Below are 12,700 nucleotides of genomic sequence, written 5' to 3' on the forward strand. Positions count from 1 at the left end.
TGATTTCAGGAGGTAGCGATAGGTGAAGTGCAAATTTTACCCTACGACAGGTATATTCCCAAAAAGGGCAAACATAATTCTGTGCTGAATGCCATGTCAAAGTATACCAAAACCGTGCTACCGGAAGGCATGGGACGTCACAACGAAATTGCGGTAAATTTATCGGGTAACAATAGAAAGGAGCAGATGGATGACAGACAGTAACAGCCTCAACCGACGTCGCTTCCTGCAAGCGACGGGTGCAGCTGCGACCGCGATGGCACTTGCCGGATGTACCGGCGGTGGCGGTGACGAAGAGACGACGTCCGACGGTGAGACCACCGACGGCGGTGACACGACGACGACGGAGGAGATGGAGGCACAGACGGGCGGAACTCTCAACCTCATCAACTCCACGATGACGACGCTCGACCCAATCAAGGCCACGGACACGGCCTCGGGTCGCGTCATTCGTCAGCTCTTCGACAACCTCATGATCTACCCGAACGGGGAGACTGCGGTTGTTCAGAGCCTCGCAGAAGACTATACCACGAACGACGACTTCACGCAGTATACGTTCACGCTCAAAGACGCCACGTACCACGACGGGACGCAGGTCACCGCGGCTGACTTCGTCTACTCCTGGGAGCGCCTCGCGGCCTCCGAGAACTCGCGTCGTACCTACTTCATTCTCGACTCGCTCGGCATGGTACACGAGACCGATTCCGACGACGCCTACGTCCCAGGCTCGATTTCGGCGGAAGCGACGAGCGACACCGAACTCACCTTCGATCTCGAACAGGCATTCGCGTCCACTCTCGCGATGCTCGCCTACACCTCCTTCGCCTGCATTCCAGAAGGTATCGTTGGCGACATCGAGGGCTACGACGGCGAGATGGAACACAGCGAGTTCGCAACGAGCAACCCAATCGGCTGTGGACCGTTCAAGTTCGGCAACTGGGACCAGGGTTCGAACGCCTCGGTCACCCGCTACGAGGACTACCACGGCGAGAAAGCCTACCTCGACAGCGTCAACTGGGAAATCATCGAAGACGACAACGCCGCGTACGAGTGGTCGATGGACAAGAAGTCCGACTTCCTCTCGATCCCAACGCCACAGTACGACCCGAGCCTCGTCTCCGTTGACAACACCGACGATCTCGGCCGCGACATCGGTACCTACGGCCCCGTCCGCAACGGCGAGACGGTCAACTACGTCCGCGTTCCAGAGATTTCGACCTTCTACTTCGGCTTCAACACGGCAAGCGTGCCAAAGCCAGTCCGTCAGGCAGTCGCCTACGTGACCAACCAGAAGGAGTTCGCAGAACAGGTGTTCAAGAGCCGCGTCGCACCGGCGTACCACCTCACGCCACCGCTCATCTACCCAGGCGCAGGGAACGCGTACAACTCCCACGCAGAAGAGAGCTACCCGTACGGCTACAACCAAGCCGACGTGCAGGGCGCACAGCAGGTCATGGAAGAGGCTGGCTACGGCGAGGACAACCGCTACAGCCTGACCTTCACCCACTACACCTCCGAGACGTGGAGCCAGATCGCAGAGATCCTCCAGGGTCGTCTTGGCGCAGCCTACATCGACCTCGAAATCGAGCAGGCAGAGTTCGCCGCAATGCTCGAACGCGGTCGCAATGGTAACTTAGAAGCTTACACCCTCGGCTGGATCGCTGACTGGCCAGGTGCAGACAACTTCCTGCAGCTCATCTACCCACCGCGCACGGACACCTCCCAAGAAGGCCCACTCTCCTACACGAACTGGAGTGGCACCGAAGCGTCCAACCGCGCAGAGGAAGCCTTCCAGCGCGTTCTCGACAACCGCGCCCCAACGGAAGAAGCAGAGCAAATCCGCAACGAAGCGTACGTCGAGATGGAAGAGGCAAACTGGGATGACGTCGTGTTCGTCAACACGTTCCACAACCTCCGCGAGCGCTTCTACTACAACAACGTTCACGTGCCAGTGTTCGGTGGCATGGGGACCTCGCGTCAGATGCTTAACCGCACCTGGAAAGAGCAGTAACTTCTCCCCACTCGTTTCCGTTTTTTCGCACTGCTGAACGCTGTTAGCGTGTTTCGGGAACGAAAGAGATAATTGCCGTAACAGGTAACCAAATAATAGCCTACACCATTAATTATGAGTTATACACAACGGCACGGGGGTGACCAATCGTGAGTCGCTGGAGCTACTTCCTCCGACGGGTACTGCTCGCGATTCCGATCCTCGTGTTCTCGACCTCCATCACCTTCCTGATTATCCGGGTAGGGCCGGTCGACCCAGTCGCGTCGATTCTCGGGCCGACAGGATCTGCAGAAGCATACCACGAGATTGCCGTCCGCCTCGGCCTCGAAACAGTAAGTGGTGAGCCGGTTCCCATCTGGGAGCAATACTTCCAGTTCCTCTGGGACCTGTTTACCTTCAACCTCGGACAGTCCTGGGTTATCAGCCCTGACACCACCGTCTACGAGGTCATTGCCACCCGTGCACCACGCACCATCTGGCTTGGCTTCTGGTCTGTCCTGATTGCCATTTTCATTGGCATCCCACTCGGCTTCTACGCCGGGCTGCACCCCAACACGTGGAGCGACTACGTCGCTTCGTTCGGGGGGATTGTCTGGCGAGCGATGCCGAACTTCTGGCTTGCCGTGATTCTGGTGAGCCTCCTCACCCAGTCACAGAAAGTCCTGTTCGGCTTCAACTGGAGTGCGTGGATCGTCGAAACGAACATCATCCGCTCTCCTGAGCTCACGAACCTCTCTGACCCGAACCGACTGCTCGCGGCGGTCAAGCAGATTCTGCCCGCTGCCCTGGTTCTCGGGTCGTCCTCGATGGGTAACGAGATGCGTATTGGCCGAACAGCGGTGTTAGAGACCATCAACTCGAACTACGTCGAGACCGCTCGCGCGAAGGGACTGCCCCGCCGCGCGATCGTCTGGAAGCACGTGTTCAGAAACGCGCTCATCCCGCTCGTCCCCATCATCACGGGTGAGGCGTTCTTGCTCATCGGTGGTTCCGTGCTCGTCGAAACCGTCTTCGCCATCAACGGAATTGGCAAGCTGTTTTTCGACGCAACCGTTCAAGGCGACCTCCCACTCGTGGGGTCGCTCATGTACATCTTCATCCTGCTCACGCTCTCCGTGAACATCCTGCAGGACTTCCTGTACACCGTCATCGACCCACGAGTCGGCTACGATAACAACTAACAATGAGCCAAAACAGTGTAACAGAAGACGTACCGCTTCTCCAGCGTATCAGGGAGAACCCGCGTCCTGCGCTCATCTGGGGTGGCATCATGGCACTCTTGTTCATGCTCGAGTTCGGGGCGGTTGCGACGACCATCCTTGGCTTCATCTCGTCGGTGATTGCCGCGATTCCGGGCGACACCGGCGCGTCACTCGCCGCCGCGTTCAAAGACGCCGCGGCGAGTGCGGCACAGATTCCGACGCTCACCTCACGGGAACTCATCCCGAACCAGGGCTATCAGGAATCGGCAAACGGCCCGTGGGTGAACACCTTCCTTGGGCTCGAACCGAAGTGGGCGTGGCTCATCCGCGTGCTGCTCACCTACACCTACGCCTTCACGTTCCTCGCGTGGGTGCTCGTGGGCTACAAGGTGTTCCGCGACAACTACCGCTACGCAGACTGGACGCCACGCGACGACGTGGTGCGCCGAATGAAAAACCACCGCTGGGGTCAGTTCGGCTTCACCATCGTGTTCCTCTTCGTGATTATGGCGGTGTTCGCGCCGACGCTTGGACCAACCACGTTCGACGAGAACATCGACCGACCGTACGAAAACCAGTTCAAGTACTTCAACGAGGACACCCAGTCCGTCCAAGAATCGTTCGTCGGTGACGCGAACCTGATGACTGCCTCACGCGGGGCAGGAAGTACGAACATCCAGCCGTGGCAGTACGACGAGTACGGCCGGTTCCATCCGTTTGGCACCATGCCAACACCCGGACAAGACTTGTTTACCTTCATGGTACATGGGGCACGGGTGTCGCTGTTCATCGGCCTCGTCTCCATCAGCCTGAGTACGTTCCTCGCGGCCGGCTTTGGCCTGCTCACGGCGTACTACAAGGGGCTGGTTGACCTCGCAACGGTTGTGGCGAGTGACTCCATCATGAGCCTGCCACAACTGCTCATCCTCATCTTGCTCTCAGTGGTGTTCTCAGACCACTGGCTGTCAAGCATCTACAACGGGGGCTTGCTGATTGCGCTCATCTTCGCCGGGACGGGCTGGCCGTTCCTCTGGCGCGCCATCCGCGGGCCTGCGTTCCAGGTCTCAGAGCAAGAGTGGGTTGACGCCGCCCGCAGCTACGGGCAGCGCTCGACCGTGACGATGAAAAAACACATGCTGCCGTACATCCTCGGCTACCTGCTCATCTACGGCTCGATGACGCTCGGTGGCATCATCATCGGCACCTCCGCGCTGTCGTTCCTCGGCCTTGGCATCTCGCCGCCAACGCCCGAATGGGGCAGCGCCATCAGCGCCGGACAGAACTACGTGACCACCGACGCATGGCACGTTTCGCTCATCCCCGGCCTGCTCATCGTGCTCGTCGTGACGGCGTTCAACGCGCTCGGCGACGGCATCCGCGACTCGCTCGACCCAAAGAGTGGTGTTGGTGACGACACTGGCGGTGAGGCTGCTGCTGCCGCCGGAGGTGGTGGTGGATGAGTTCGATGGACGAACTCGAACAGAGCCAGCAACGAGAGACGGGCGAACCCGTCCTCGACGTGAGCAGTCTGCGAACGGCCTTCTTCACTGACAAGGAGGTCATCCGCGCGGTCGACGGCATCAGCTTCGACATCCGCGAAGGCGAAACCGTCGGCATCGTCGGCGAGTCCGGATCCGGGAAGTCGGTGACCGCCCGCTCGATTATGGGCATCGTCGACTCACCCGGCCGAATCCTCGATGGCTCGTCGATTCGCTTCAAGGGCGAAGAGCTGGTCGGGAAATCGGAAGCTGAGTACCGCAAGATTCGCGGACCCGGCATCTCGATGATTTTCCAAGACCCGCTCACCTCGCTCAACCCGGTGTACACCGTCGGGAACCAGATTAAGGAAGTGCTCCGCCTGCACCGCGGGCTGCGCGGTCACGAGGCGACCGAAGAAGCCGTCCGCCTGCTCGAAGCCGTGAGCATCCCGGACGCTCGGCGTCGCGTTGACGAGTACCCTCACCAGTTCTCCGGTGGGATGCGCCAGCGCGCCGTCATCGCGATGGCACTGGCGAGTAAGCCAGAACTCATCATCGCAGACGAGCCAACGACGGCACTCGACGTGACGATTCAGGCCCAGATTCTCGAACTCTTAGAGGAGATTCAAGAAGAACGCGGCCTCTCGATCATGTTCATCACCCACGACATGGGTGTCATCGCGGAGATTGCAGATCGCGTGAACGTGATGTACGCGGGCGAGATTATCGAGTCCGCACCGGTCGAAGAGCTGTTTGGCGACCCCAAGCACCCGTACACGGAGGGGCTGCTCGAAAGTATTCCCGGCCGCCATCCGGGCGAAGACCGGCTTCGCACCATCAAAGGCGAGGTGCCGACGCCGAACGAACCCGCAACGTACTGTCGGTTCGCACCGCGCTGTCCGAAGGCGTTTGACGAGTGTAATTCGGTCCACCCAGTGTCGGTACCGATACACGAATCGGCAGACAACCACACCGCCGCCTGTCTCCTGTATCCCGAGGACGGCACTCGGGAGGACGCAGTCGAGACCCACCGCGCGCGAAGCGGGGAGTATGAACAATGAGCAGTGAAACAACAAGCGAGTTCGAGACGACCGTCGCAACGGGCCAGACGCTGGTCGAGGTGAACAACTTACAGACCTACTACGAGAGCAGTGGGCTGTTCAGCGGCAACCCCGTAAAAGCCGTTGATGGCGTCAACTTCGAGATCAAGAAGGGCGAAACGCTCGGCCTCGTCGGCGAGTCTGGCTGTGGGAAGACCACGCTTGGCCGCACGCTCGTTCGCTTAGAGAAGGCGACCGGCGGCGAGGTCAAGTACAAGGGCACGGACATCACGAAGCTGTCCGGCGCCGACCTGAAAAACTGGCGGCGCAACGCCCAGATTGTCTTCCAAGACCCAGAGTCCAGCCTCAACGACCGCATGACGGTCGGGGAGATCATCCGCGAACCCCTCGACGTCCACGAGATTGGCGACCCACGCGAACGCCGCGACAAGGTGCGAAACCTGCTCGAAACCGTTGGCCTGCGCGAGGAGCACTACTACCGCTATCCCCACCAGTTCTCCGGGGGCCAGCGCCAGCGTATCGGGATTGCCCGTGCGCTCGCGCTCGAACCGGAGTTCGTCGTCTTAGACGAACCGGTGTCGGCACTCGACGTGTCCGTGCAGGCAAAAATCCTGAACCTGCTTGATGACTTACAACAAGAGTTCGGGCTGACATATCTGTTCATCGCCCACGACCTCTCTGTGGTGCGCCACATCTGTGACCGAACCGCCGTGATGTACCTCGGACACATCATGGAGATTGGCGACACAGAAGAGCTGTTCACCGACCCGGCGAACCCGTATACGCTCTCGTTGCTGTCTGCGATTCCAGACCCGAACCCGACGGTCGAGCGCGAGCGTATTACGCTTCGTGGGACGCCACCGAGTCCGCGCGACCCGCCACAGGGCTGTCCGTTCAGCACGCGCTGTCCGGCGAAGATTCGCCCGCCGAAGTACCAAGACGTAGACGTGGACGTGTGGAGTGGCGTTGAGTTACTCCGCGAAATCGTCCGTGAACGCACCCGCGCAGACAAGTCGATTGGCGAGCGTGCCCGCGAAGTGCTTGGCATGCAGACGCGCTTTTCGAACATCGAGGAGATCAACCGCGAGGTGTTTGGCGACCTCGATGTTCCGGCTGAGATTCGCACCCACCTCACCGAAGCCGAGGAACTCGTCGCGAATGGCAGCGAGAAAGAGGCTGCGGCCTACCTCCGCAAGGAGTTCGGCAGCATCTGTGACGGCGTCGTTCCCGAGAACGCACAGCGCGCAAACGGCGACGCAGACATCATCAAGCCCGAACAGCTTTCGGTGAGCGAGTCGGGTCGTCTGAGCCTCTGCCATCGCCACAACGCCGAGTACGAAGAGCCAGCTGAGTATCTCGACGAACACATCTTCGCTCGATGAGCGGCGAGTCGTCACTGCGAACCCAGCAAGCGGTCGATGCGCTTGCGTACATCGGTGCGGTGACGCTCGTGTTATTCGCGGTTTCTGCGCTCGTGAGCTTCGGCGTCGGCGGCGGGTTACCCGGCGTGAAAAACATGCTGTTCGTACTCGGCTTTCTCGCATTCGGCGTTGCCGCCTTCCAGTTGCGGCCACGAGCGCCGTGGAACAAACAGTCCGACACGGGCCGGGACGAAACGCCGTTCGAACGCCTGCTCTACCGCGCCCTCCCGCTCAGCGGGACGACGCTCCCCGTAAACGACCGGATGCGGGGGTCGACGAAGCTGTTTCTCGCGAGTCTCCTTACGCTCTCCATCTCGCTCGTGATGGAGTTTGGCTTGGGGATTGGTGCCTAAAGTCAACAACTTTTACCGGGAGTAGTGGTCTAGAGCGAGTATGCCCGAACACGGAGACGACCAACAGGAGTACGCAGACCGGCTGGCCCAGGATGCAGACGTGCTGAAAAACGGCTGGACGGCGACCATCGACGAGATGAAAGCCATGGCCGCAGAGTACGAAGAGCAGGGCTGGAATGCGTATTACGTCGCCGCCGGACACACCGCGACCGAACCACCAGACGCCGGGCCAAAAGGTCGCTTTGGTCTCGTCCACGTCATCCCCGGCAACTACGCAGACGACTTCGTCGCGGCGTTCGAAGCAGGCGAGTTCCCCACCTACGACGTGTTCCGCAACGAGATGGACGGCCACGTGTTTTTCGTCACCAAACTCCTTGACGAGCCCTCGAAAAATGCCATCTTCATCGCCGGGCAGTACGAACTCTGGAACGCGGGCAACCTCGTCTCCCACGCGATGGACGAAGGCGAGATATACACCCACGTCCAGAAGCTCGACGGGACAGTGCTCGGCTCGTTCAAACACGACGACCCAGCCAAATTCTTCCCGCACGCAGCAGACTTCAAACAGCACTACGGCGCGATGGGCGACCCGCAATCGGACGTGAGCGGGAAAGCGTACAGTGCAGAAGAAGTCGAAGCGATGCAAGAGCAGTCTGAAGAATAAGCGTTCCAGCGGAAACGAGGGGGTTTTTCTGCGGGTGTGGGCTGCATGCTCAAGGTGGAAGTACTTAGTACCTGCATGGCGCAAGTAACAGACAATGAAAGTCTCTGATGCGATGACGCCGCGTGACTCGCTCGTGACGGTGGAGTTACCCGGCACGCGAGATGACGTGCTCGAATATCTCCAGGAGCGCAAATTTTCGTCGGTTCCGGTCATCAAACAGACCGAGGACGGCGAGGAGTTCCGCGGCCTCGTCTCGCGTGAAGCCCTGATTGCAGACCCGGACGAAGACCAGCTTGCACTGCTCGTCGAAGAAGTGCCGACGACGCAAGCAGACGCAGAAATCACCGACGTTGCAGAAGTGATGATCGCAGAGGGTGCCCGCCGCGTACCCGTCGTGGACGGACAGTTAGAGGGCATCGTCACCGTGACCGACGTGGTCCGCGCCATTGCCGCCGGTGACGCCCCCGGTGAGATGGAAGTCGGCGACCTCTACGAATACCGCGTCAACACCGTGTTTTCGGGTGCGCCACTGCGCGTCTGTGAGCGCGAACTGTCCTACGCTGACGAAGCCTACGGCGTCGTGTTAGACGACGAAGCCGAGGTTGCGGGCATCATCACCGAAGTCGATATCCTGAACGTCGCGCGCGTGGTTGAAGGCGAAGACGGCACGGGCGATTCCATCGCCAACGAGGACGACGAGTGGATGTGGGAGGGCATCAAGGCAACGGGCAACCGCTACCTGCCCACCCGCAACGTCGAACTGCCATCCGGCCCGGTCAGCGAGTTCATGAGCGACGACCTGAAAACGATTGGCCGACGGCGCACCGCACAGGACGCGGCGAAGCTGATGCGCAACGAAGACATCGAACAGATTCCGGTCATGAGCGGTGACGAACTCATCGGCATCCTCCGCGACATGGACCTCCTCGTCGCCTGTCTCCAATGAGCGCTGACGCAGAACGACTCTCGGAACTCGCAAAGCGCCGCGGCTTCTACTTCCCCGCCTCGGGTGCCTACGGCGGCGTCGCTGGGTTCTACGTCTACGGCCCGCAGGGTGCCGCGCTGAAGCGCAACCTCGAAGACACCTGGCGCGACCAGTTCGTCGTCAAAGAAGGTCACGAGGAAATCGACGCGCCGACCATCATGCCAGAACCGGTATTCGAAGCGTCCGGCCATCTCGACGGCTTCGACGACATGATCGTGGAGTGCCCGGAGTGTGGCGAAAACCACCGCGCAGACCACCTCGTCGAAGACAACACGGACATCGAAGAGGCAGAGAGCTACTCGCCCGAGGAGGTCGCAGACCTCATCGCGGAGTACGACCTCGAATGCCCAGCGTGTCACGCGAAACTCGCGGGTACCGCAGTCTCTGAGTTCAACCTCATGTTCGGCACGAACATCGGTCCCGGCTCGTCGTCGCCGGGCTACCTGCGCCCCGAGACGGCACAGGGTATCTTCGTGGAGTTCCCCCGCCTCAAAGCGTACGCTCGCAACACGCTCCCCTTTGGCGTTGCTCAGATTGGCACGGCCTACCGCAACGAGATTAGCCCCCGACGCGGCTTGATTCGCGTCCGTGAGTTCACGCAAGCCGAACTCGAACACTTCATCGACCCCGAAGAGGACGAACCGCCGCTCCACCGCGTCGCGGACGTGGAAGTGACGCTCTACCCGGCGGCCCAGCAGGAAGCAGACGGCCAGGAGTACGTCACTATGACCGTCGGCGATGCCGTCGAACAGGGCGTCATCGAGAGTCCGTGGGTCGGCTACTACCTTGGCGTCGCAACGGGCTGGTACGAGCGCATCGGCGTGGACATGAACCGATTCCGCTATCGCCAGCACCTCGCGGGCGAGCGCGCCCACTACGCGAGCGATTGCTGGGACGCAGAGGCCGAACTGGACGGCAACTGGGTCGAAATCACCGGCTTCGCCTACCGAGGCGACTACGACCTCTCGCACCACGGCGCGCACTCGGGCGAAGAGTTCACCATCTTCAAGCAGTACGACGAGCCAAAGACGGTCGAGCGCGCCGTTGTCGACCCTGATATGGCCTATCTCGGCCCCGAGTACGGTTCCGCGGCCGGGCAGATTGTCGAGGAACTCGAAGCTCTCGCCGCCCGCGACCGCAGCGCGTTCGACGGCGATGAGGTGACGGTCGAAGTCGATGGCGAGGCGTACACGATTCCTGTCGAGAAGACCGGCTTTGCGGTCGAAGAACAGACCGAATCGGGCGAGCACATCACGCCCCACGTCGTCGAACCGTCGTTCGGTGTCGGCCGCATCGTTCACACCGTGCTCGAACACGCGCTGACCGAGGACGAAGTCGATGGCGAGGAACGAACCTTCCTCAAACTCGTGCCCGAACTCGCGCCGACGAACGTCGCCGTCTTCCCGCTGATGGACCGCGACGGCATGGGCGAGCAGGCCAGAGAAATCGCAGACACGCTGCGTCAGTACGGCCTGTCCGCGGCCTACGACGACTCGGGCAACATCGGTCGCCGCTATCGCAGACAGGACGAAATCGGCACGCCATTTTGCGTGACCGTGGACTACGAATCGCTCGAAGACGGCACGGTGACCGTCCGTGAACGCGACACGACCGCCCAAGCCCGCGTCGCCATTGCCGACCTCCCTGAACTCCTCCTTGCGCTCCGCGCAGGCGACCGTTCGTTTGACGACCTCTGATGGACGACGAAATCGAACGCCGACTCATCCACGCCTCGGGCATTCTCGCCCCCCTTTCGTACTGGCTAGGCGTGCTCACATGGCAGCAGTTGGGCTACGCGCTCATCGCCGGGTCGGTGGTCGTGCTGTTTCTCGAAATCGTCCGCCTCATCATCGGCCTCGACTGGAAAATCTACGACGACCTGACCCGCGAATACGAGAAGGACAACCTCGCGGGCTACGCGCTCTACGTCTGGGGCGTCACCGCGGTTGCGCTCGTGTTCGAGCCACAGATTGCGATTCCCGCCATGTTGATGCTCTCGATTGGTGACCCAATCAGCGGGATTCTCGGCTCGGGCGAGTTGCGGGCTGCAAAGCAGGCGTACGTCCTGCTTGCGATGTTTGGCGTGACGTTGTTCATCGCGACGTGGTTCGTCCCGTTCGTCGTCGCCGTTCTCGGTGCGCTTGCGGCGACCATCGCAGACGGCGTCAAGCCCATCATCGCGGGCTACGTCATCGACGACAACCTCACGATTCCGCTCGGCTCTGCGGTGACGATGTACCTCGCGCTCACCTACCTGCCGAGTGCGGTGCAGAATCTGTCGTTCCTGTTCTAAAGGCGGCTTTGTAGAACGTTTGTGACGAGTTAGACGGCGACGCCCAGCCATCGCTCGACCGTCTTCGAGTAGCGCATCGCCATCGTCCCCAGAATGCTCATGACGAGGACGTAACCGACGCCAATCGCGGGAATCGTCTCGCTCAGCACGAGCGATCCACCAGCAGTGGCGGCAATCGCGGCGACGACGAGCGAGAACTCGCCGCGGGCAATCATGGCAAGTGAGACGCGAACCGAGCGCCGCGGGCCGAGATTGTAACGCTGGCCGCTCACGTACCCTGAGAAGAGTTTGCTCGCGGTGGTCACGACGACGAGTACGAGGACGGGCACAGCGACCGTGACCAAGAGCCGGGGATTCGTGCTGAGGCCGATCGAGAAGAAGAATACGGCGGCGTAAATGTCGCGCTCAGAGGAGATGATGCGCTCGATGCGGTGGGCGTGGGAGGTCGTGCCGAACGCTGCGCCGATAAAGAAGGCGGCAACGGCTTCGCTCACGCCAAAGGCGAGTGCAAGCCCGCCAACGAACACGATTGCGCCAACGATGCGGAGCAAGAACAGTTCGGACGATTGCACGTCTAAGAGGCGTTCAATCAGTGGTTGGCCGCGGGCGGCGAGGGCGACGAGCACGACGAGGAATGCGCCTGACCGGGCGAGGGACGCTCCAATCTCAGCAAGGCCGCCGTCACCGAACGCGAGCGCAGTGAGGATGGCGAGGTAGACGGCGAGGACGATGTCTTCGAACACGAGCACGCCGAGGATGGTCTCGCTCTCGGGGTCTGCAATCCACCCGAGGTCAACGAGCGTTTTCGTGATGATGGCGCTCGAAGACGCGTAGACGATACCAGCGAGGAAGAACGTCTCGAGCGGCGAGAAGCCGAGGGCGAAGCCCGCGAGAACGCCGATGCCGAAATTCACGACGAAATCGACGCCCCCGGCAATACCGAGCTTGCTCCCCGCCTGCAGCAGGCGGTCGAAGCTGAATTCGAGGCCGATGAAAAACAGCAAAAAGACGATACCGAGCTCCGCAAGCAGGTCGATGAACTCTCGCGTCTCGATGAGCGTGAGCGACTGTCCTGCGATTTCGGGCGCGAAGGGGCCGATGAGGATGCCAAAGAGGATGTAGGCGGGAATCACCGACTGCCCGAGGCGGCTCGCAATGCTCCCGCTGATTGCGAGGACAGCGAACACGACGCCCGCTTCGAGGAGGAGATTTCCGGCTGGCCCAGCCGCCAT

General features: G+C 60.9%; 11 protein-coding genes. 10 read left to right on the forward strand and 1 reads right to left on the reverse strand.

The genetic code is table 11. From position 1 onward, the window contains the following. Window positions 1-190: 190 nt before the first annotated feature. The 10 genes from V5N47_RS07155 (at window position 191) to V5N47_RS07200 (ending at window position 11,468) form a co-directional block, all read left to right on the forward strand. A complete protein-coding gene (locus tag V5N47_RS07155; RefSeq protein ID WP_338730187.1) occupies window positions 191-2,011 on the forward strand; it encodes an ABC transporter substrate-binding protein in 1,821 nt (606 codons plus the stop codon). A 149-nt stretch (window positions 2,012-2,160) separates the two neighbouring features. Next, window positions 2,161-3,192 carry an ABC transporter permease gene (locus V5N47_RS07160; RefSeq protein WP_338730188.1) on the forward strand — a complete coding sequence of 344 codons (1,032 nt, stop codon included), beginning with the start codon at window positions 2,161-2,163 and terminating at the stop codon, window positions 3,190-3,192. 2 nt (window positions 3,193-3,194) lie between these two features. Beyond that, window positions 3,195-4,673, forward strand: coding sequence for an ABC transporter permease (locus V5N47_RS07165; RefSeq protein WP_338730189.1), 1,479 nt, complete (start codon window positions 3,195-3,197; stop codon window positions 4,671-4,673). Continuing rightward, window positions 4,670-5,752, forward strand: a complete 1,083-nt coding sequence (locus tag V5N47_RS07170; RefSeq protein ID WP_338730191.1) for an ABC transporter ATP-binding protein — start codon at window positions 4,670-4,672, stop codon at window positions 5,750-5,752. Before V5N47_RS07165 ends, V5N47_RS07170 begins: the two co-directional genes overlap by 4 nt. Then, window positions 5,749-7,134, forward strand: coding sequence for an oligopeptide/dipeptide ABC transporter ATP-binding protein (locus V5N47_RS07175; RefSeq protein WP_338730192.1), 1,386 nt, complete (start codon window positions 5,749-5,751; stop codon window positions 7,132-7,134). The genes V5N47_RS07170 and V5N47_RS07175 overlap by 4 nt, the downstream gene beginning before the upstream one ends. After that, window positions 7,131-7,526, forward strand: coding sequence for a hypothetical protein (locus V5N47_RS07180; protein ID WP_338730193.1), 396 nt, complete (start codon window positions 7,131-7,133; stop codon window positions 7,524-7,526). Before V5N47_RS07175 ends, V5N47_RS07180 begins: the two co-directional genes overlap by 4 nt. Window positions 7,527-7,566: 40 nt before the next feature. After that, window positions 7,567-8,190 (forward strand): hypothetical protein, encoded by a 624-nt coding sequence (locus V5N47_RS07185; protein ID WP_338730194.1) that lies wholly within the window; start codon window positions 7,567-7,569, stop codon window positions 8,188-8,190. A gap of 94 nt (window positions 8,191-8,284) precedes the next feature. Further along, window positions 8,285-9,136: a CBS domain-containing protein gene (locus V5N47_RS07190; protein WP_338730195.1), complete on the forward strand. Its 852-nt coding sequence runs from the start codon at window positions 8,285-8,287 to the stop codon at window positions 9,134-9,136. Next, complete coding sequence (gene glyS, locus V5N47_RS07195) at window positions 9,133-10,872, forward strand: glycine--tRNA ligase (RefSeq protein ID WP_338730196.1); 1,740 nt, start codon at window positions 9,133-9,135, stop codon at window positions 10,870-10,872. Before V5N47_RS07190 ends, glyS begins: the two co-directional genes overlap by 4 nt. Further along, window positions 10,872-11,468 carry a dolichol kinase gene (locus V5N47_RS07200; RefSeq protein WP_338730197.1) on the forward strand — a complete coding sequence of 199 codons (597 nt, stop codon included), beginning with the start codon at window positions 10,872-10,874 and terminating at the stop codon, window positions 11,466-11,468. The genes glyS and V5N47_RS07200 overlap by 1 nt, the downstream gene beginning before the upstream one ends. Before the next feature lie 29 nt (window positions 11,469-11,497). Here the strand turns inward: V5N47_RS07200 and V5N47_RS07205 are convergent, their stop codons facing one another. Continuing rightward, window positions 11,498-12,700 (reverse strand): cation:proton antiporter, encoded by a 1,203-nt coding sequence (locus tag V5N47_RS07205; RefSeq protein WP_338730198.1) that lies wholly within the window; start codon window positions 12,698-12,700, stop codon window positions 11,498-11,500.

Origin of the sequence: Haladaptatus sp. DJG-WS-42 (genome assembly GCF_037198285.1) — an archaeon.
GTDB lineage: Archaea > Halobacteriota > Halobacteria > Halobacteriales > Halococcaceae > QDMS2.